A 20,316-nucleotide genomic window follows, 5' to 3' on the forward strand; every position below is an offset into this window, starting at 1 on the left:
ATCCATGACGGGCGCCACGATCTGGCTGACCGGTCTGCCGAGCGCGGGCAAGACGACCCTCGCGCACGAACTGGCCGGAAAGCTGCGCGGCGAGGGCCACCGCGTCGAGGTGCTGGACGGCGACGAGATCCGCGAGTTCCTGTCCGCGGGTCTCGGCTTCACCCGCGAGGACCGGCACACCAACGTCCAGCGGATCGGCTTCGTGGCCGAGCTGCTGGCGAGCAACGGCGTCAAGGCGCTGGTGCCGGTGATCGCGCCGTATGCGGACAGCCGGGAGGCGGTCCGGGGGCGTCACCAGAGCGAGGGCACCCCCTACCTGGAGGTGCATGTGGCCACGCCCGTGGAGGTGTGCTCCGAGCGGGATGTGAAGGGGCTCTACGCCAAGCAGGCGGCCGGTGAGATCTCCGGCCTGACCGGCGTGGACGACCCGTACGAGGCGCCCGCCTCACCCGACCTGCGCATCGAGTCGCACACCCAGACCGTGCAGGAGTCCGCGGCGGCACTGCATGCGCTGCTCACCGAAAGGGGACTGGCATGACGACCGTCACTGCTGTGACCGGGAACGCCGAGGACGCCGACAACCCGTACGCCCTCTCCCACCTCGACGCGCTGGAGTCGGAGGCGGTGCATATCTTCCGTGAGGTGGCGGGGGAGTTCGAGCGGCCGGTGATCCTGTTCTCCGGCGGCAAGGACTCCATCGTCATGCTGCACCTGGCGCTGAAGGCGTTCGCGCCGGCCGCGGTGCCGTTCTCGCTGCTGCACGTCGACACCGGGCACAACTTCCCCGAGGTCCTGGACTACCGCGACCGCACCGTGGAGCGGCACGGTCTGCGGCTGCACGTCGCCTCCGTGCAGGACTTCATCGACCGCGGCGAGCTGCGCGAGCGCCCCGACGGCACCCGCAACCCGCTGCAGACCGTCCCGCTGCTGGACGCCATCGACAAGAACCGCTTCGACGCGGTCTTCGGCGGCGGCCGCCGGGACGAGGAGAAGGCACGCGCCAAGGAGCGGGTCTTCTCGCTGCGCGACGAGTTCGGCGGCTGGGACCCGCGCCGCCAGCGCCCCGAGCTGTGGCAGCTCTACAACGGCCGACACTCGCCCGGTGAGCACGTCCGGGTCTTCCCGCTGTCCAACTGGACCGAGCTGGACGTGTGGCAGTACATCGCCCGCGAGAAGATCGAACTGCCCGCCATCTACTACGCCCACGAGCGCGAGGTCTTCGCCCGCAGCGGCATGTGGCTCTCCCCCGGCGAGTGGGGCGGCCCCAAGGACGACGAGAGCCTGGAGCGGCGGCAGGTGCGCTACCGCACCGTCGGCGACATGTCCTGCACCGGTGCCGTCGACTCCGACGCCGACACCATCGAGGCGGTGATCGCGGAGATCGCCGCGTCCCGGCTCACCGAGCGGGGCGCCACCAGGGCCGACGACAAGATGTCCGAGGCCGCCATGGAGGACCGCAAGCGCGAGGGGTACTTCTAACATGAGCACGAACACAGGCACGGGCACGAGCGCGGGCGCGGCCGGCATCGTCGAGGCGGGTGCCACCTCGCTGCTGCGCTTCGCCACCGCGGGCTCCGTCGACGACGGCAAGTCCACCCTGGTCGGGCGGCTGCTGCACGACTCCAAGTCGGTGCTCACCGACCAGCTGGAGGCCGTCGAGCGCGCCTCCCTGGGCCGCGGCCAGGAGACGCCCGACCTGGCGCTGCTGACCGACGGGCTGCGCGCCGAACGCGAGCAGGGCATCACCATCGACGTCGCCTACCGCTACTTCGCCACCCCGCGGCGCCGCTTCATCCTCGCCGACACCCCCGGGCATGTGCAGTACACCCGCAACATGGTCACCGGCGCCTCCACCGCCGAGCTGGCCGTGGTCCTGGTCGACGCCCGCAACGGCGTGGTCGAGCAGACCCGCCGGCACGCCGCGGTCGCCGCCCTGCTGCGCGTCCCGCATGTGGTGCTGGCCGTCAACAAGATGGACCTGGTCGACTACGCCGAGCCCGTCTTCGCCGCCATCGCCGAGGAGTTCACGACCTACGCGGCCTCGCTGGGCGTCCCGGAGATCACCGCCATCCCGATCTCGGCGCTGGCCGGCGACAACGTCGTGTCGCCGTCCGCAAACATGGACTGGTACGGCGGCCCGACGGTGCTGGAGCACCTGGAGACCGTGCCCGTCGTCGACGACCCGTCCAACGACCCGGCGCGTTTCCCGGTCCAGTACGTCATCCGTCCGCAGACCGCCGAACACCCCGACTACCGCGGCTACGCGGGCCAGATCGCCTCCGGTGTGCTGCGCGTCGGCGACGCCGTCACCGCCCTGCCCTCGGGCCGCACCAGCACCATCGAGGCGATCGACGCCCTCGGCCAGGCCGTGGACGCCGCCTGGGCACCGCAGTCGGTCACCCTCCGCCTCACCGACGACATCGACATCTCACGCGGTGACCTGATCGCCCCCACGGCCACCGCACCGGACCTCTCGCAGGACGTCGGGGCAACCGTCTGCCACGTGGCGGACCGTCCCCTGACCATCGGCCAGCGCGTGCTGCTCAAGCACACCACCCGCACCGTCAAGGCCCTGGTCAAGGACATCCCCTCCCGCCTCACCCTCGACGACCTCTCCCAGCACCCGGCCCCCGGCGAACTGGCCGCCAACGACATCGGCCGCGTCACCCTCCGCACCGCCGAACCCCTGGCCCTGGACGCCTACGCCGACTCCCGCCGCACCGGCTCCTTCCTCCTGATCGACCCGGCCGACGGAACGACCCTGACCGCGGGGATGGCGGGCAACGCCTTCGCCGAGGCGGCCGCCGAGGCCGCTGTGGCCGACGGCGCGGACGACGACGAGGGATGGGACTTCTGAGCATGCTCCAGGACGTGTTCTCGACCTTCGCGAAGGAGGGCGGCCGCATCGGCAGCGGCGCCCTGGGCAGCGGGCAGGGCGGAGTCGGCCGATGTGTGCGCTGACGATGACCGGCTCCGTAACCACCGCACCTCCCTTCCGAAGATCCATCGATCTGCCGGGCGCGCCCTAGAAGGCGCGTACTGACCCGGCCCTCCGAGAGGACCCCCTCCCGTGTCTGCCGTTCGACACCGCCTGCTGGCGGCCGCCGCCACCGTCCCGCTCCTGATCGGGGCGCTGGGCGCCTGCGGCTACGGCTCCGAGGCCAAGAAGGACACCGCGGCCGGCGTCGCGCCCAAGGGCGCCAAGACCGACGGGCTCGATCACCTCACGATCGGGTTCTTCGGCAACACCACCCATGCGACTCCCCTGATCGGCCTCCAGAACGGTGCGTTCCAGAAGGAACTGGGCGGCACCGAAGTGAAGGCCGCCCCCTTCAACGCGGGCCCCGCCGAGATCGAGGCGCTGAACTCGGGCGCCGTCGACATCGGCTGGATCGGCCCCTCCCCCGCGATCAACGGCTACGTCAAGTCGCACGGCAAGAGCCTGAAGATCATCGGCGGTTCGGCCTCCGGTGGTGTCTCGCTGGTGGTCAACCCCAAGAAGATCAAGAGCCTGGACGATCTCAAGGGCAAGACGATCGCGACCCCGCAGCTGGGCAACACCCAGGACGTCGCGCTGCTGAACTACCTGTCGGGCAAGGGCCTCAAGGTCGACCCCACCACCGGCAAGGGCGATGTCACCGTCCAGCGCACCGACAACAAGGTGACGCCGACCGTCTTCCAGCAGGGCGGGATCGACGGCGCGTGGGTGCCCGAGCCCACCGCCTCCAAGCTCGTCGCCGAGGGCGGCAAGACGCTGCTGGACGAGAAGCAGCTGTGGAAGGACGGGAAGTTCGTCATCACGAACATGATCGTCTCGCAGAAGTTCCTCAAGGCGCACCCCAAGGCCGTCGAGGCGGTGCTGCGGGCCTCGGTGAAGACCAACGCCTGGATCCGGTCGCACCCGGCCGAGGCGAAGAAGGCCCTCAACGACAAGCTCGCCTCCCCGGCCGTCGCCGGCAAGGCACTGCCGCAGAACGTCCTCGACCCGGCGTTCAAGAACGTCGATGTCACCGATGACCCGCTGGCCGCCACCCTCCACGAGGAGGCGGATCACGCCGTCAAGGCGGGTCTGCTCAAGAAGCCCGACCTCAAGGGCATCTACGACCTCACCCTGCTCAACAAGGTGCTGAGGTCCGAGGGCAAGCAGCCGGTCTCCGACGCCGGACTCGGCAGCAAGTAGCCCCGCCCCCGCAGTACCGCACTCCCCCAGGAGGTGACACCGATGACGACCACCACGCTCACCCAGCAGCAACCCGCCACGGCGGACACGGGCACCACCGTGCCGTACGCGGCCCGCATCGACCATGTCTCGAAGTCGTTCGGCCGCACCGGCGCACAGCAGCATGTCCTGGACGACATCAGCATCGATGTGGCACCCGGTGAATTCGTCTGCCTCCTGGGGGCCTCGGGCTGCGGCAAGTCCACCCTCCTCAACCTCGTGGCCGGTCTGGACGCGCCGTCGGCCGGCGCCATCGAGACGCCCGGCGGCCGGCCGGCCCTGATGTTCCAGGAGCATGCGCTGTTCCCGTGGCTGACCGCCGGCCGCAACATCGAACTGGCGCTGCGGCTGCGCGGGGTGCCGCGCGCGGAGCGCCGGGACGAGGCCGAGCGGCTGCTGGAGCTGGTCCGGCTCAAGGGCGCCCACGGCAAGCGGGTGCACGAGCTGTCGGGCGGGATGCGCCAGCGCGTGGCGATGGCCCGCGCCCTGGCCCAGGACAGCCAACTGCTGCTGATGGACGAGCCGTTCGCCGCACTTGACGCGATCACCCGCGATGTGCTGCACGACGAACTGACCCGCATCTGGCGCGAGACCAACCTCTCCGTCCTGTTCGTCACCCACAACGTCCGCGAGGCGGTGCGGCTCGCCGAGCGGGTGGTGCTGCTGTCCTCCCGCCCCGGCAAGATCGCCCGCGAGTGGCGGGTGGACATCCCGCAGCCGCGCCGCATCGAGGACGCCGCGGTCGCCGACCTTTCCATCGAGATCACCGAACAGCTCCGTGGGGAGATCCGCCGCCATGGCCAGCACTGAGACCAAGGACCTCTCCGCCGCCGCCCGCAAGGACGGGGGCACCGCGACCGGCAGCGACGCCGCCACGGCCGGTGATATCGCCGGTCTGGAGGCCGGGCTCGACGCCCTGGAATCCCGGGTCGTCGACCGGCAGCCGTGGCTGCGCACCGCCGCCTCGAAGGCGTTCCCTCCCCTCGTCGCGATCGTCATCGTGCTCGTGGTGTGGCAGCTCGCCTACCACTTCGAGCTGAAGCCGCACTACCTGCTGCCGAGCCCCGTCGACGTCGCGCACTCGCTGCAGCAGAAGTGGCTCGAGGGCACCCTGCTGAGCTTTGTGTGGACCAGCGTCTCCCGCGGCGCGCTCGGCTTCATCGCCTCGGTGGCCCTCGGTACGGTGCTCGGGCTGGTCGTCGCCCGGGTCAAGCCCGTACGGGCCGCGATCGGGCCGATCCTGAGCGGTCTGCAGTCACTGCCGTCGGTGGCCTGGGTCCCGGCCGCGATCATCTGGTTCGGGCTGAGCGACGCCACGATCTACGCGGTGGTGCTGCTCGGTGCCGTCCCGTCCATCGCCAACGGCCTGGTGGCGGGCGTCGACCAGATCTCCCCGCTCTACCTGCGGGCGGGCCGCACCATCGGCGCCACCGGTCTGGCGGGCATCCGCCATGTGCTGCTCCCGGCCGCGCTGCCGGGCTATATCGCCGGACTCAAGCAGGGCTGGGCGTTCTCCTGGCGCTCCCTGATGGCCGCCGAGCTCATCGTCAACGCGCCCGATCTGGGCACCGGTCTGGGCCAGCTGCTGGAGCAGGGCCGCGAGTTCCAGGACATGTCCTGGGTGCTCGCCGCGATCCTCCTCATCCTCATCGTCGGCATCGGCATCGAACTGCTGATCTTCGCCCCGATCGAACGCCGGGTGCTGCGCAGCCGCGGCCTCCTCGTGAAGAGCTGAACCATGGACCTGTGCCCCCCTCGCCCCGCGCTTCTCGTCGTCGCCCACGGCAGCCGCGATCCGCGGCACGCCGCGGCCGTCTCCGCGCTCTGTGCGCGGGTGCGGGCACTGCGGCCGGGGCTGCGCGTCGAGGTCGGCTACCTCGACTTCAACGCGCCCCGGGTGCCACAGGTGCTGGAGCGGCTGTCGGCGGAGGCAGAGGCTAAGGGGCGGCGCGCGGCGGCGTCGTCCGGGCGTGGTCGCGGGCGAGGAGACGGCGTGCGGGAGGTGGTGGCGCTGCCGCTGCTGCTGACCCGCGCCTTCCACGCGAAGTCCGACATCCCGGCGGTCCTGCGGGCGGCGACGGCACGGCTGCCCCTGCTGTCCGTCCGCCAGGCCGACGTACTGGGCCCTTCGCCGCTGCTGACCGCCGCGCTGGAGCGCCGGCTGGCACAGGCCGGGGTGCGGCCCGGCGACCGTGGCTCGACCGGGGTCGTCCTGGCCTCGGCGGGCTCCTCCGACCCGGAGGCGAGCGCAGTGATCGCTGAAATCGCGCGGGAGTGGCGGCACACCGCTGGCTGGTGTGCCGTGCGACCTGCGTTCGCCTCCGCATCTCTTCCCCGTACGGCCGACGTGGTGCGGGAACTGCGTGCCGAGGGCGTCGGCCGGGTGGCCGTGGCCCCGTACGTCATCGCCCCCGGTTTCCTCCCGGACCGCATTGCCGCCGGGGCCCGCGAGGCCGGGGCCGATGTCCTCGCCCCCGTCCTCGGCCCGGCGCCCGAGCTGGCCCGGCTGCTGCTGCGGCGCTACGACGCGGCGGCCTTGGACAGCGCCCGCGGGGACCTGGCGGCGCTGACCGCCTGACGGGTCCCCACGGCGCGGCGGGTCAGGCCTGCCGGGTCAGGCCTGCGCGGTGCGCAGCCAGAGCGTCGTCCACGGCGGCAGCGCACTCGACCGCAACGGCGCCATGACCACCAGCGACCTCGCCGCCGATCAGCGCGTACGCCCCCAGTCGATGGCCCGGGCGGTGGGGCTGCTCATGGAACAGAACCTGATCACGCGCCGGGCGCACCCCACGGACGGCCGCAAGTCGCTGGTCGAGCTGTCGGACGCGGGCCGGGCCGCGCTCGAAGCGGAGCGCGGCCGCAGGGCCGGCTGGCTCGCCCAGGCCATCGAGGCCGAACTCACGGATGAGGAGCGGGCGTTGCTCGCCCGGAGCGCCGCCCTGCTGGAACGGCTCTCCGCACGCTAGCGCCCCGACAGGGGCACCAGGCCGCCGGCACAGGTGCGGGTTTGGGTACGAAGGTGTAGGCCAGGGCCGCGCCGATCAGGCCGCCGGCCGCGGCGGCGACGTACACCCGGCTCAGGCCCTCGGCCGGCGCGGTGCCGGAACCCGCCCGGAAGAGGACGCCGAAGACCGCGATGCACAGGGTCGGGCCGAGCTGGCGGAAGGTCGTCATCGCCCCGGCCGCCATGCCGCCGCGGTCGGCGGGAACGGCGGCGAAGACGGCCCCCGCCATGGCCGGGCCCATCACGCCGATACCGATGCCGGTGACGGCGAGGCCAAGCGCCACGGAGCTCGCGGTGGACGTGGCGTCGAGACCGCTCTGCAGGGCGCAGCCGATACCGCTGAGCAGCAGCCCGGTGCCGACGACGAGGCGGGGCGACGCGCCGTGCAGGGTCCGCCCCGCGATCAGCGAGGTGGCGAAGGAGGCGAGGGCCAGCGGCATCAGGGCCAGCCCCGCGCGTACCGGGCCGAGGCCGAGGTCCGACTGCAGCCACACCGAAGTGAACAGGAACGCCGCGAAGGCGGCCGAGGAGGCCAGGACGCACAGCATCACCGCCGCGAAGGAGACCCGGCCGAAGAGCCGTACGTCCAACATCGGGTGCGCGCAGCGGCGTTCGAGGACGACGAAGACGGCCAGCGCGGCGGCAGCCAGGCCGATCGAGCCGTACACGGCAGGTGTCCAGCCCTCCTCGCCGGCCCGGGTGAGGCCGTGGACGAGGGCACCGGCGCATACGGCGAACGCGACGGTGCCGGGCAGATCGACGCGGTGGACCCGCGGCCGGCGGTCGTTGCCGAGGACGCGCAGGGTGAGGGCGACGGTGCCGGCGACCAGGGGGAGGTTGAGGAGGAAGGCGGCCCGCCAGCTGAGGTATTCCGTCAGGACGCCGCCCAGCATCGGGCCGACCGCGGCGCCCAGGCCGGTGACCGCGCCGAAGACGCCCATCGCCGTGCCCTGTCGGGGCCGCGGTAGACCGCGCCGATGAGCGCGAAGGTCGATACGGACATGGCCGCACCGCCGATGCCCTGCACCGCACGGGAGGCGATCAGCAGCCCGGTGCCGGGCGCGAGTGCGCAGCACAGGGAGGCGAGGGCGAAGACGGTGAGACCCACGACGTAGACGTTGCGGGCGCCGAACCGGTCGGCGAGCGAACCGAAGGGGAGCATCAGCACGGCCAGGGCGAGGGTGTAGATGTTCACCACCCACTGCAGCCCGGACAGGGGCGCGTGCAGGTCGCTGCCGATGGCGGGCAGGGCGACGTTCAGGACGGTGGTGTCGAGCAGGAACAGGAAGGTGCCGAGGCAGATCGCCACGAGCGGCCACCAGGGGCGCATGAGCTTTCCTCTCACGGGAGGCGGGGAATCGCTCACACGCTCCGATGGCGGGCGTGGATTCCACCAGCCATGCCCCACCCCGTGCCGGATACTGGCATGGTGGGTCCGGTGAAGGAAGATACCGTCACCCTCGACGAGGTCGACCGAGGGCTGGTGCACGCCCTGCAGATCGACGGCCGGGCCGCTTTCCGCGCCATCGGCGCGGCCCTTGGCGTCTCCGAGAACACCGTGGCCCGCCGCTACCGACGGCTGCGGACCGCCGGCATCCTGCGTGTGGTCGGCACCCTGAACGGTGCCCGGCTCGGTTACAGCGCCTGGACGATCCGGCTGCGCTGCACCCCCGACGCGGCCGGAGCCATGGCCACGGCACTGGCCAAGCGCAGCGACATCTCCTTCGTCCATCTGCTGTCCGGCGGTACGGAGATCTCCTTCAGTACGCAGACCCGCTCCAGCGACGAGAGCGACGCGCTGCTCCTGCACCAGCTGCCCCGCACCACCCGCGTCACCTCGGTCTCGGCGCATCTCCTGCTCAGCCACTACGCCCTGCCCGACAACTGGGCGGGACCCGCGTGGCTCACCCCGGAACAGGCCGCCCTCCTCACTCCGCCTGCCATCGTCGACAGGGGCGTGGAGGCGGACGCGGAGGCCTCGGTGGATCTGCGGGAAGGGGACCGCACCCTCCTCGAGGCCCTGGGCCGGGACGGCCGGGCCGGCTACGCCGAACTCGCCACCGCCACCGGCTGGTCGGACGCCACTGTCCGGCGCCGCATCGCCACCCTGCGCCGAGCCGGAGTCCTGATCTTCCTGATCGACATCCCCTCGGCCGCGCTGGGCTTTCGTGCCGAGGCCCGGCTCTGGATGTCCGTTCAGCCCTCGAAGCTCACCGCGGTGGCCGCCGCGATGGCCGGTCATCCGGAGGCCTCTCTGGTCGCACTGACCACCGGTCCGACCAACCTGCTCGCCGCCGTCAACTGCCGTGACGCGCAAGACCTTTCCCGCTACCTCACCGAACGGATCGCCTCCCTGGACGCGATCCGCACCATCGAGACCGCACCGGTCATCCGCACCCTCAAACGGGCCGGCACCCTGCTGCTGCCCGCGTAGTGCCCCGAGGCCGGGGGCGTGGCGGATCGGCCACGCTGCCGGGCATGGGGGATCACCTCCAGACAGGGGGTGCGAGCGCTTCGCGACAAACGATCTCTGGCGCCTTTGGCGGAGGTTCACTGCCGGGAGGTCTAGCGGCTCCGTGGGCGGTTGGGTGTGATGGAGGCATGCGAGGTCAGCGAGCGAACATCCACTTACCCCCAAGCCATGTCAGACGCGCCGGTACAGTTAGGAGGGCCGATGGAAGGGGGTGTGATGGAAGAGGAAGACCGGCAGACCTACCGCCCTGTAGTGGCGCGCCCACTGGCCGACGCTGACATGGAACTCGTTTTTGAAGAGCGGGTACGTGAGCTGATGGCGGATCCAGCGAGACGCGAACCGTTCCTCGCAGTGTTTTCGCGGCTAGCGGAGTTGTTGAAAACACCCGTCTCTGACGGACAGGCACCCGACTCCGTGTGGGTCAATGGTGAACGCCAGTTCATCATGGAGGCCAAGCGCTCACACGAGAGAGCCTGTAAGCGCCTTTGGCGCGCTGCCTGGGGTCTGCGCCACGCCAAGACCACGATCGAACGACGTGACTCAGCCCGCGAATTCCTCGCTGCGCTCGCCGAGTTGAGTGCCCAACTCCTTCAGATGCTGGCGCGGGTCCTGCTCGTGCTTCTCTCACGGCTCCTGGGCCGTACTGCCGCCGAGGACGTACCCGTGTGGAGGCCCGTTCCGATCGATTCCACACCACAGATCGCGCCCCGAGGACCGAACCCCGCCTTCCCCGTGAACATCAACCGGGGCGGGCATCACCGCAGCACGCCGGGGAGCGTCGTACTCGCTGCGTAGACAGCCCGCCGACTCTGCAAGGTCGGAAGGCTCAACCACCATGTTCAAACTTCCGGAGAACGCCCCTTGGTGGGCGGTACTGGCCGTAGCCGCCATCTTCGGTGGGCTCATGTTCTGGCGTAGCACATGGCCCCAGAACAGCCGGGACCGTCGCGCGCTCCTCGAAGGACGCCAACGTGACCGCGCCGAACGCCGGAAAGAGCGCAACCAACGGCACCGACAAGACCGTTGAACCCTCGCGGTGTCAGGGTCGCTCAACGCCATACGTCATGCGGTACGAGCGGCCCCGAAATCCGTTGCGGTCTTGAGCCCATGGCAGCCTTGGCAGAGCACCTGAACATGGCTGTACGCCCCGTGGTGCGTCGTAGGGCGTCCAGGGTGTGTGGCGGGCTCGGTGCAGTCGATGCAGCGCATGTGCATCCATCCCCCTGGTGGTCGTGAGCAGCCTGATGCCCCACATGCCGGGGCCCATGGGAACCGTGCCGTAGGTCTTCAGGTCGCGCTGTTCGTTGCGTGCCCCCCGGACTCGAACCGGGAACACCGCGGGTCTACGCCGCGTGCCTCTTGCCATTGGGCTAGGCGGGCTGGTCATCCTCGCCGGCGAGCCGGTCCGGGCAGTGTGGGGACTGCACGCGCTTACCACCCCTTTCGGCGCCCTGATGAGCGGTTACTCATGGGCGGTTACTCATGGGCGGTGCAGTCCCCGGGCGTTGCCGCACGACCCCAGCAGCGACCCCGAGTAACGCGGGGTGCGTGGTGCACGGGCAACGCGCAGTGAGAGTCAGGCACTCGGTCCGCCGATCACGCTCCGGTGGGGTGCGCGGTAATCCCGCTCTCACTGTGTTGTGGGGACCACGGGATTCCCGGCGGACGACCGTGACGCGGTGACGGTTGGGAGAGCTTCTCTGTATTCCTCGTAGTTTTCTGAGGAATACCTGGATCAGCCTTTGAACCGTCAGAAATCTTCCACTGCCGCGGAGTGGTCCACCCCGCCCGTCTGCACTGCGCGCATGAGCCGTTCGCCGGCGCGCATTACCCCGCGGACGGCTGCTGGCGCATCTCGCCGTCGCCGGTGTCCTGGTGCAGGCCGTCCAGTTCTCCAGCATCTACGGCGGCATGGACCTCGGCGTCCCGTCCGGACTCGCCGCACTGATCATCGTGCTCTACCCGCTGACGGCCTCGCTGATCGCCGTGCCCGTCCTGCACGAACGCGTCGCCCGTGGCCAGTGTCTGGGCCTCGTGCTGGGGCTCGGCGGGGTCGCGCTCGCGGTCGGCGAAGGGTTCCACTTCGACGCCGACCACCTCGCCGGCCTCGGCTTCGTCGTCCTGGCACTCCTCGGCATCTCGGCCGGCACCGTCTACCAGAAGCGGTTCTGCCGCGGCATGGAACCGGTCTCCGGCAACGCCGTACAGCTGCCGGCCGCTGCCGTCGCCGCGTTGCTGCCCGCCCTGTTCGCCGAAGGATTCGACGTCACCTTCACCGCCGGCTACTGGCCGGTGCTGCTGTGGGCGGCACTCGTCAACTCGATCGTCGGCGTCGGCCTGCTCTACGGGCTCCTGCAACGCCACGGCACCAGCCAGGTGAGCAGCCTCTTCTACTGGTACCCATGGTCACGGCCGGCTTCGCCGCCCTGCTGCTCGTCCAGCATCCCGGCCCGCTGACCCTCGGCGGACTGGTCCTGGCCGCCGCGGGCACCCTGCTGGCCGGCCGCGTACGGAGCTGACTCCGTGGGGGCGAGCGGGAGCAGCCCTCAGTCCTGCTCGTCCAGCATGAAGGATCCGTATGCGGGCTTCCCCGCCTTTTCATAGGCGCAGTACTGCACCCCCACGCTGGTGGTGCGGGATTCCGTGAGCGTCCAGGCGGCGGGGGCGGCCCCCTCGGCGAAGAGCCGCTTGCCGGTGCCGATGATCACGGGGTTGACGAGCAGCCGGTACTCGTCGACGAGGTCGTGCCGCTGCAGGGTGTGGATGAGGTCGCTGCTGCCCTGCGTCATGATCACGCCGTCCAGCTACGCCTTGAGCTGTGCGACGGAGCCGGCGACGTCGCCGTCGCCGTCACGCTTCAGCAGATGGGAGTTGTTCCACTCCAGGCTGTTCCGGGTGCGCGAGGCGACGTACTTGGGCATGGCATTGAGCTTCACGGCGATCGGGTTGTTCTCGTCGGTGACGCGGGGCCAGTGTGCGGCGAAGATGTCGTAGGTCTTCCGGCCGAGCAGGAGATGATCGGCGGTCCGCTCGAAGACCTCCGTCATCAGTCCCATGAAGTCGTCGTCGACATACGGAACCTGCCAGCCGCCGTGCTCGAACCCTTCGTCGACGTCCTCGCCCTTACCGCCGGGGGCCTGCATGACGCCGTCCATGGTGACGAATGCGGTGACGATCAGCTTGCTCATGACGCTGCCTTTCGGGTGTGGAATCGGCCTGCCCCCGTATTGACTCCCGAACCGGCGCGAACGCATCGCCCGCCACGCGGCCGGCACCGGCGGGTATGGCGACGCCGTCCGGCCGGTGGATACGGTCCCCTCCATGACTGACTCCGCCGTGGCCACCAGCAAGCGCAATGCCGATGTCGTCCGCCGCTACCTCCGCGTTTTCAAAACGCAGCGGGTTGCCGATCTCGCGGAACTCGTGGCGGAGGACGTACTCGTCCACGGCGCCGGCCGGCACGTCCAGGGGCGTCACTACCCCGAACAGTCCGTGCTGACCCCGGGCCTGTCCCACTGCCGCGTCCAGGTGGATGACCTCTTCGCGGCCGACGACCGCGTCACCGTCGCCTTCACACTGACCTACACCCACGACCGCACCGGCCGGGACCTCACCATGACCGGCGTCAAGTCCTACCGGCTCCGCGACGGACGCATCGTCGAATTCTGGGGCGAGACCGACCTGCACGGCCTCCTCCGCCAGGCGGGACTCGTACCGGAGCAGATCCCGCCGTTCTGAGGGGAAGCCCACCAGATCCAGCCGACCTGCTCTTTCGGCCGAGGCAGCCAGGTCACAGGGCGCACGTGCAGTGCGTGGCGGGCCGGCAGCCGTGTGCGCGCCCGGTCAGGCCACTTTGAGCGGGCGCCACGCCCAACTCGACACCGAGCGGAGTCGGCGCGGCACTGCGATCGGCCTCGGAATGCCCGCTGTTGGCTGTTGTCTGTGCCTTGTGCTGACGACGGTGGAGAGCGGCCGTCGTTGAGCGAGAGGACGAGAAGACGTGGATGTGTATGAAGCCGTGGACAGTCGCCGGGCTGTGCGGGCGTTCAGCGATGAGCCGGTACCCCAAGAACTACTCGAACGGGTGCTGGCTACGGCGACGCGCGCTCCGTCGAGTGGCAACCTCCAGCCGTGGCAGGTGTACGTGGTGACCGGTGAGCCCTTGGCCGAACTGAAGAGGCGGGCGACCGCCAGGGCACTGGCGGGAGACCCGGGCGACGGGCGGGAGTATCCGATGTACCCGGCCGAACTGACCTCTCCTTATCGGGACCGCTTTTCCGCCGCGGCTGCCCAGCGGTACACAGCGCTGGGAATCGAGCGCGACGACCCCGACAGGCCCATGAAGATCGCCGCCTTGAACTCGGAGGCGTTCGGGGCGCCGGTCGTACTGTTCTGCTACCTCGACCGGACGATGGGGCCCGGACAATGGGCGGACGCGGGGATGTACTTGCAGACGGTCATGCTGTTGCTGAGGGCGGAAGGGTTGCACAGCTGCCCGCAGGTGATGTGGACGATGTATCGCCACACTGTCAGTCAGATCACCGAAGCCGGTGACCGGCTCGTACTGTTCTGCGGTGTCGCGGTGGGGGTCGAGAAGGAAGGCGTGCCACGACTGCGTACCGGGCGGGCGGACCTGGCAGAAACAGTGCGTTTCATCGGAGTGTGAGTGCAGGGCCTGCCCGGCCGGCGGTTCAGTGACGAACCGGGAGACGGCGGGACGGAGGTGAGCCGTCGGCGGGGATGGCACCGCTCGTCGCTCGTCGCCAGGACCTCGCCCGTGTCGGTGAACTCCCAGCGGATCACGTGCGTCCCGCCCTCCAACGGCCATTCGGCGCGGATGACAGGGCGGCTCAACAGGTTCTCGAACCAGTCGGCGCACCGCTCCGCAAGCTCCTCGACCGTACCGGAGGCTGGGAAGAAGCCGCGTACGGGCGACTCATGGAGGGTGAAGAGCTGGTCGCGGACCTTCCCGGCCTGTACGTGGGTGCCGTGGAACTGCACTGCCCATTCGCCGAGCACCAGAGGGCGCGGCTCATCGACGAGGCAGCCATGGACGAGGAGCGACGATTCGCCCTCCGGCCGTCCGGCCTGGCCGGGAGCCGGTGTCACCCACCAGGCGGCTGCCCGGGAGCGCAGAGCGTCAAGGAAGGCGCGTTCGGCCTCGCTGAAGTCCCAGGACTCCTCGTCGTATTCCTCGGGTTCCTCGACCTCGAACCAACTGGTGACGTCCACGGGGAAACTCTAGAAGCAGGGGTGCCCTGCGAATCACGGCCGGAGTCATCCGTGGATCGCCGCGGCGGGGGCGGGGTTCCGTGGAGGACAACGAGCCCTCTTGTCGTAGCGGGTGGAGACGGCCCGGGAGTTCTTGAGCCGGCGCGAACCGGGACGTGTCCGCCCGCTGAACAGCCTCGGACCCGCCCGTCGGCACTTGGCCCGCGCAGTCCTGTCAGCGGAAGCCCGGCACTCCGGGTGAATCGAGGTCGACGGCGACCACGCCGGGTGGGTAGACGTTCTCGTTGCCGGTCAGCAGGATCGACATGCCGGTGAACTCGGGACGTGGCAGTGCGCAGTAGCGGGGAGACCGGGCTCCTCGCGCTCGAACGGGCCCGACCCGAACTGGTCCTGCTCGATCTGATGCTGCCGGGCATGAGCGGCCTCGACCGTGCTGGCCACGGCCATCAACGACTGGCGGTGACCGGTTCGGGATACGCCCTAGACCAGCCACTTCCCGTCGCGCATCAGGGTCCGTCCGGCCATCTCGGGAACCGTTCCCCACGCCTGCAGGACCTTCGGGGTGACCTGGAAGAAGACGTACGACGGGTGGTCCTCGCGAGGGTCCCAGCCGTCCTTGGCGGCGAAGGCGTCGCCCACCTCGGCCGGAAGCTCCTCGCGGGTCAGCATGCGCGCGGCGCCGTGCACGAGGACCACGTCCCGGGGGTGGCCGAAGCTGAGCCGAACCCGGCCCGAGGCACACAGGTTTCGCCCGGTCGGGTTGGTGTCGCGGGTGGACAGCCACACCGCCTCGCCATCCCACCAGAAAGCAAGCGGAACCAGGCACGGCTCACCAGTGCTGTCGGCCGTGGCGACCCATACGTCGTTGTCCCGCGCGAGCCGTTCCAGCGCCTCACGCTTGCGCTGCTCCGGGCTGCGGGGTCCGCTGGGGCGAGAGTCAACTGAGGTCATGTGGCGAGGTTATGGCGTGAAGCGCTCGGTCACATCCGGCTGCGGAACTAGGGCGCAAGGCGGAGAGGCGTCCTCGTATCGGCGTATGCAGACCGGCCCGGCAACGCAGCAGCGGGCGAACACACCAGGCGTGGTGAGGCAGGCGGGCTTTCGATACACGTCCTGGCTCAACAGCTGTCTCTCCCCTGTCTCCTCTGTCTCCTCTGTCTCCTCTGTCTCTCTTAGACCGCTGTAAAGCCGCCGTCGGCGGCGACCACGGCACCTGTGATGAAGCTGGAGCGTGGTGAGGCCAGGAAGCACAGGACCTCGGCGATCTCTTCGGGCTGTGCCACTCGGCCCAGGGGTTGCGCGTCGGCGAAGGACGCCAGGTACGCACGGCTGTCGGAGCGGAACGTGTCGACGAAATCGGTCTCGATGACGCCCGCGGCAACGATGTTGGCGCGGATGCCCAGCGGCCCGCCCTCGACGGCGAGCACCTTGGTCAGCTGGGCCAGGGCGCCCTTTGACGCGCTGTAGGCGGCGCCCTCGGGCAGGGCGACGGTGCCCGCGTAAGAGCCGGTGCTGACGATGGATCCGCCGCCACGGGCCTTCATCGCCCGGAATGCCTCGCGGGCGAAGAAGAAGGAGCCCCGGGCGTTGACTGCCATCACGGCGTCCCAGTCCTCGGCGGTCGTGTGGGTAACGGGCTTGTTCAGGGTGCGTCCGGCGTTGTTCACGAGGATGTCCAGTCCGCCAAAGGTGTCGACGACTGACTTCACCGCTTGGACAGCGGTCTCTTCCCGTGTGATGTCGCCGCTCATCGCCAGCACGCCGGGAAATTCGTCCGGCAGCGCCTTGACTTCAGGGCGTAGATCAACGGCGACGACACGGGCGCCGCGCGCGCTGAGGAGCGCCGCGGTCTCCTTGCCCACGCCACGCGCGGCCCCTGTGACGAGGGCGATCTTTCCGGCGAACTCGGCGGTTTCGGTGGGCGGGGCGGTTTCGGTGGATGGGGCGGATTCGGTGGATGGGGCGGATTCGGTCGACGGAGAGGCAGGAGCCATGGTGCGTTCCTTGGGGCGGGGGAAGGTGGGGTCGGGCGGGCGCCTCTGCGCGGCACCTGAATCGCTGTGCGGTCGAGCGGGGGACGTCGTCGTTGGCTGGGGACGGGCGACGTCGCGGCTGGGGCCGGGAGATGTGTCGTCGTCACGGCAGGAGCTGCGGGGCCGGGCACGGAGGAGGGGCCTGACGGGCAGGAGCACGGAGAGCGACCAGGGCGCCGCCCCTGAGCGACCCGGACCCAGGACGGGCAGGACGGGCAGGACGACCTGGGCAGCCCCCGTCATGGCGACTTCTCCTCCCGGTACAGCACCAGATGCTCGTGGTGGAGCACCCCGTCCCGGATGTCGCCCGTCGCGCTGAAGCCGGTGTCGTCGACGTAGTCCAGGTGGCTGCCGGTCACCGTGTACCGGCCCGTGTACGCGCTGCGCCGCTCGCCGCGCGCCTCGTCGTAACGACCGTCAGACAGCAGCTCCTGGCGGATGTGACCATCCGCGGTCACCCACATTCCGACCACGTCGACGGTGTCGTCATCGGCAGTCCCGGCCATCGCGGGCCCCTCTCCTCGGTTGCTCCGGTTTCCTTCTGCTCGCCGAGTCTGGGCAGGTCAGCGGCCGCCCACCAGGGCATGTGCTGCCTGGGTGCAACACACCCGGGCAGCACACCGAAGCCGCCGCCTAACCTGAGCACATGGACGACAACCACCTGGGAGACTTCCTGCGCGCACGCCGCGCCGGTCTGCAGCCGGAGGACGTCGGCATGGCGAGTTACGGGACTCGCCGGGTCGCCGGTCTGCGCCGTGAGGAGGTTGCCGTCCTGGCCGGCGTGAACGCCGACTACTACACCCGCCTGGAACAAGGCCGCGAGCACAACCCCTCACCCCAGGTACTCGACGCCCTCAGCCGCGCGCTGCGCCTCGACGCGGATGCCCGAGCGCATCTGCACCGGCTGGCCGGGGCCGTCCCTGGCGACCAGCCGACCGACCACGCCGCCGAGCGGGTCAGTCCGGCGCTGCGCCAGCTGATGGACGGCTACCCCAACACGCCGGCGTTCGTCATGAGCCGGGCCATGGACCTTCTCGCCGCCAACGCCCTGGCCGATGCCCTCTACGCCCCGTTCGGTCCCGCGGACAACCTGGCCCGTATGACCTTCCTCGACCCGGCGAGCCGGCACTTCTACACGGACTGGAACCGGGCGGCCCAGGCCACCGTCGCCAACCTGCGCCAGGCAGCCGGGTTCGAACCGGACAATCCACGGCTGCGCGCACTCGTCCGTACCCTCACCGAGCACAGCACGGACTTCGCCCGTCTCTGGAACTCCCACACCGTGCGCGGCAAGACCCAGAACGCCAAACACCTCCTCCACCCGGGCGTCGGCCCCCTCACTCTGACCTACCAGGCCTTCGACGTACGCGACGCCCCGGGCCAGCAACTCGTCATCTACCACGCCGAACCGGGCAGCCCCAGCGCCCAGGCCCTCCATCTCCTCGGCTCCCTCCACGCCACCCGGCGCCAGGCCGAACCCCGCCCCCACCGTTAACCGGCCGAGGTCTGTCCGGTTCGGAGCAGGCAGGACGCAGTGGGCTGAGTACGTTGGGGCGCCATGCGGCTCACGAAATACACCCACGCATGTGTGCGGCTTGAACACGATGGCCGGGTGCTGGTCATCGATCCCGGGATATGGAGCGAGCCGGTCGCTTTGACCGGCGCCGACGCCGTGCTGGTGACGTACGAACACGCCGATCACCTCGACATCCTGCGCCTGGCCGGCCTCGGCGTGCCGGTCTACGCCCCGGCCGGGGCGGACATCCCACGACTGAACGTTCTCCGGGTCTCCCCCAACGAGGAGTTCACGGCGGCCGGCTTCCGGGTGCGGGCGGTAGGCGGTCGTCACGCCCTCGTCCACGGCGGCCAACCGGACTGCGCAAACCTCGGCTACCTCATCGACGAGGCGGTCTACCACCCCGGTGACTCGTTCCACGTGCCCGAGCAGCCGGTGGAAACGCTCCTGGTTCCAGTCCAAGGGTCGTGGATGAAGACAGCGGAGGCGATCGCCTTCGTCAAGGCGATCACACCGCAGCGAACGCTTGCGATACACGACGCCCAACTCAACGATCGTGGCCTCAACAGCGTCAACGGCTGGCTCACCGAGGAGACCGGCAACGGCTACCGGTATCTGAGGCCCGGCGAATCGGCCTGACCGGGAATACGGCACAGCTCTGAGGTCCTGTTCCTGTACCTGTTCCTCTCGTTCATCACCACGATCAGCTTGCCGCGGGTGTGATGTTGCACGAGTTCGCGGTAGGCGCGTGGGCCGTCGTCCAGGCGATAGCGCCGACCGATCGCTGCGGGCAGCGACCCGTCGTTCGCCCGTGCCGCCAGCTCGTCCAGGTCTCCGGGCCGGGCCGCACTGTAGATGGTGTCCATGGTGAGGTCGTCGCGTTCGTAGGTGCCGGGTTCCGGGGCGGGACCGGTGGCATTCATCAGTCGGCCACCGCGTCGTATCGCCTGGCTGACTTCGATCAGCCGGTTGGCAGGCAGGGCGATGTTCACCACGGCGTCAACGCCGTCGGGGTAGCGCCGTGACGCCTCGGCGACGACGTCGGCGGCGAGGTAGTCGATGACCTCGTCGGCGCCCAAGCGGCGCACATGGTCTTCGTCGGCGGCGCCTGCGGTGGCGATGACGTGTGCCTTCGCAGCAGCGAGCAGGGGGACCAGCACGCTGCCGACGCCTCCCGTCGCACCGATGACCAGGACTGTTTCGCCGGGTTGCACCTCCCCCTCCCGTAGCAGCGACAACGCGGTCAGTCCGGATACGGGCAGGGCGGCGGCTCGTTCGGCGTCAAGTGTGGGCGGACGGTGCGTCAGGGCAGGGGTGTCGGCGTCGAGCACCGCGTACTCGGCCATCGCCCCCGTGGTCAGGGACAACGGACTGCTGAAAGCCGCGCTGAAGCGGCCGGTCGCACGGGGAAGCCGGTCCCGAAGACGTCATCGCCCACAACGAACCGGGTGACCCCTTCGCCCACCTCGGTGACGGTGCCGGCGACGTCGCTGCCCGGCACGTGCGGGAATTCCAGGGGCGCCACTTCCGCCAACTGGCCACTGAGCAGGTCAAGGTCACAGCCGTTGAGCGCCGCTGCATCCACTCGCATCTGGATCTGGCCGGGGCCCGGCCGGGGAATCCGGATGTCCTCGAGGGCCAGCACCGCCGGGGAGCCGTAGCTCTGGGCGACAACCGCCTTCATTGTTCCGTTCATCAATGCCCTCGCCTCGTCAGGGCCCACCACGGGCGGCCACAAGCCATAAGCGGACCAGTTGGTCATGTTGCGAGGACCGCAACACGAAACCGGACCGCACGGTCCGCTTGTGATACTCTGCGGACAGGACACAGGGAGTGGGG

General features: G+C 70.0%; 20 protein-coding genes and 2 pseudogenes. 15 read left to right on the forward strand and 7 right to left on the reverse strand.

Annotated features, from left to right (window positions below; genetic code table 11):
- Positions 1-4: 4 nt before the first annotated feature.
- The 8 genes from cysC (at position 5) to OHS81_RS07495 (ending at position 7,185) form a co-directional block, all read left to right on the forward strand.
- Positions 5-538, forward strand: a complete 534-nt coding sequence (gene cysC, locus OHS81_RS07460; RefSeq protein ID WP_328383607.1) for an adenylyl-sulfate kinase — start codon at positions 5-7, stop codon at positions 536-538.
- Entirely contained in the window at positions 535-1,479 is a 945-nt protein-coding gene (gene cysD, locus OHS81_RS07465; RefSeq protein ID WP_328383609.1) for a sulfate adenylyltransferase subunit CysD, read from the forward strand. The genes cysC and cysD overlap by 4 nt, the downstream gene beginning before the upstream one ends.
- A gap of 1 nt (position 1,480) precedes the next feature.
- Complete coding sequence (locus tag OHS81_RS07470; RefSeq protein WP_328383611.1) at positions 1,481-2,857, forward strand: sulfate adenylyltransferase subunit 1; 1,377 nt, start codon at positions 1,481-1,483, stop codon at positions 2,855-2,857.
- 213 nt (positions 2,858-3,070) lie between these two features.
- Positions 3,071-4,180: an aliphatic sulfonate ABC transporter substrate-binding protein gene (locus OHS81_RS07475; protein WP_328383613.1), complete on the forward strand. Its 1,110-nt coding sequence runs from the start codon at positions 3,071-3,073 to the stop codon at positions 4,178-4,180.
- A 42-nt stretch (positions 4,181-4,222) separates the two neighbouring features.
- Positions 4,223-5,029 (forward strand): ABC transporter ATP-binding protein, encoded by an 807-nt coding sequence (locus tag OHS81_RS07480; RefSeq protein WP_328383615.1) that lies wholly within the window; start codon positions 4,223-4,225, stop codon positions 5,027-5,029.
- Positions 5,016-5,954 carry an ABC transporter permease gene (locus OHS81_RS07485; RefSeq protein ID WP_328383617.1) on the forward strand — a complete coding sequence of 313 codons (939 nt, stop codon included), beginning with the start codon at positions 5,016-5,018 and terminating at the stop codon, positions 5,952-5,954. Before OHS81_RS07480 ends, OHS81_RS07485 begins: the two co-directional genes overlap by 14 nt.
- A 3-nt stretch (positions 5,955-5,957) precedes the next feature.
- Positions 5,958-6,797: a sirohydrochlorin chelatase gene (locus OHS81_RS07490; RefSeq protein WP_328383619.1), complete on the forward strand. Its 840-nt coding sequence runs from the start codon at positions 5,958-5,960 to the stop codon at positions 6,795-6,797.
- 49 nt (positions 6,798-6,846) lie between these two features.
- Positions 6,847-7,185, forward strand: a complete 339-nt coding sequence (locus tag OHS81_RS07495; protein ID WP_328383621.1) for a MarR family winged helix-turn-helix transcriptional regulator — start codon at positions 6,847-6,849, stop codon at positions 7,183-7,185.
- Here OHS81_RS07495 and OHS81_RS07500 read toward each other — a convergent pair.
- Positions 7,118-8,553 (reverse strand): annotated as a pseudogene (locus tag OHS81_RS07500) (MFS transporter). The gene OHS81_RS07495 and the pseudogene OHS81_RS07500 sit on opposite strands and share 68 nt — an antisense overlap.
- Before the next feature lie 108 nt (positions 8,554-8,661).
- Here OHS81_RS07500 and OHS81_RS07510 point away from each other — a divergent pair.
- The 3 genes from OHS81_RS07510 (at position 8,662) to OHS81_RS07520 (ending at position 12,153) form a co-directional block, all read left to right on the forward strand.
- Positions 8,662-9,657, forward strand: coding sequence for an Lrp/AsnC family transcriptional regulator (locus OHS81_RS07510; protein ID WP_328383627.1), 996 nt, complete (start codon positions 8,662-8,664; stop codon positions 9,655-9,657).
- A gap of 255 nt (positions 9,658-9,912) precedes the next feature.
- Positions 9,913-10,491, forward strand: a complete 579-nt coding sequence (locus OHS81_RS07515; RefSeq protein ID WP_328383630.1) for a hypothetical protein — start codon at positions 9,913-9,915, stop codon at positions 10,489-10,491.
- Positions 10,492-11,571: 1,080 nt separating this feature from the next.
- Positions 11,572-12,153, forward strand: a complete 582-nt coding sequence (locus tag OHS81_RS07520) for a DMT family transporter (protein WP_328383632.1) — start codon at positions 11,572-11,574, stop codon at positions 12,151-12,153.
- Between the two features lie 89 nt (positions 12,154-12,242).
- Here OHS81_RS07520 and OHS81_RS37395 read toward each other — a convergent pair.
- Positions 12,243-12,884: pseudogene (locus tag OHS81_RS37395) on the reverse strand (dihydrofolate reductase family protein).
- A gap of 133 nt (positions 12,885-13,017) precedes the next feature.
- Here OHS81_RS37395 and OHS81_RS07535 point away from each other — a divergent pair.
- Positions 13,018-13,434 carry an ester cyclase gene (locus OHS81_RS07535; protein ID WP_328383636.1) on the forward strand — a complete coding sequence of 139 codons (417 nt, stop codon included), beginning with the start codon at positions 13,018-13,020 and terminating at the stop codon, positions 13,432-13,434.
- 262 nt (positions 13,435-13,696) lie between these two features.
- Positions 13,697-14,362, forward strand: coding sequence for a nitroreductase (locus OHS81_RS07540; protein WP_328383638.1), 666 nt, complete (start codon positions 13,697-13,699; stop codon positions 14,360-14,362).
- Between the two features lie 1,046 nt (positions 14,363-15,408).
- Here the strand turns inward: OHS81_RS07540 and OHS81_RS07550 are convergent.
- The 3 genes from OHS81_RS07550 to OHS81_RS07560 all read right to left on the reverse strand — a co-directional run bounded on the left by OHS81_RS07550 (position 15,409) and on the right by OHS81_RS07560 (position 17,467).
- A complete protein-coding gene (locus OHS81_RS07550; protein WP_328383639.1) occupies positions 15,409-15,879 on the reverse strand; it encodes a pyridoxamine 5'-phosphate oxidase family protein in 471 nt (156 codons plus the stop codon).
- Positions 15,880-16,100: 221 nt separating this feature from the next.
- Positions 16,101-16,922, reverse strand: a complete 822-nt coding sequence (locus OHS81_RS07555; RefSeq protein WP_328383641.1) for an SDR family NAD(P)-dependent oxidoreductase — start codon at positions 16,920-16,922, stop codon at positions 16,101-16,103.
- Positions 16,923-17,200: 278 nt separating this feature from the next.
- Positions 17,201-17,467, reverse strand: coding sequence for an Atu4866 domain-containing protein (locus tag OHS81_RS07560; RefSeq protein WP_328383643.1), 267 nt, complete (start codon positions 17,465-17,467; stop codon positions 17,201-17,203).
- A 140-nt stretch (positions 17,468-17,607) separates the two neighbouring features.
- Between OHS81_RS07560 and OHS81_RS07565 the strand changes: the two genes are divergently transcribed.
- Complete coding sequence (locus OHS81_RS07565; RefSeq protein ID WP_328383645.1) at positions 17,608-18,456, forward strand: helix-turn-helix transcriptional regulator; 849 nt, start codon at positions 17,608-17,610, stop codon at positions 18,454-18,456.
- Between the two features lie 63 nt (positions 18,457-18,519).
- On the forward strand, positions 18,520-19,116 hold the full coding sequence (locus OHS81_RS07570) for an MBL fold metallo-hydrolase (RefSeq protein WP_328383647.1): 597 nt from the start codon (positions 18,520-18,522) through the stop codon (positions 19,114-19,116).
- Here OHS81_RS07570 and OHS81_RS07575 read toward each other — a convergent pair.
- Together OHS81_RS07575 and OHS81_RS07580 are read right to left on the reverse strand one after the other, a co-directional pair.
- Positions 19,083-19,844: an NADP-dependent oxidoreductase gene (locus OHS81_RS07575; RefSeq protein WP_328383649.1), complete on the reverse strand. Its 762-nt coding sequence runs from the start codon at positions 19,842-19,844 to the stop codon at positions 19,083-19,085. The two genes, OHS81_RS07570 and OHS81_RS07575, sit on opposite strands and share 34 nt — an antisense overlap.
- Positions 19,835-20,239 (reverse strand): alcohol dehydrogenase catalytic domain-containing protein, encoded by a 405-nt coding sequence (locus tag OHS81_RS07580; protein WP_328383651.1) that lies wholly within the window; start codon positions 20,237-20,239, stop codon positions 19,835-19,837. Before OHS81_RS07580 ends, OHS81_RS07575 begins: the two co-directional genes overlap by 10 nt.
- Between the last annotated feature and the right edge of the window lie 77 nt (positions 20,240-20,316).

Source organism: Streptomyces sp. NBC_00400, from assembly GCF_036048035.1.
Classification (GTDB): Bacteria; Actinomycetota; Actinomycetes; order Streptomycetales; family Streptomycetaceae; genus Streptomyces.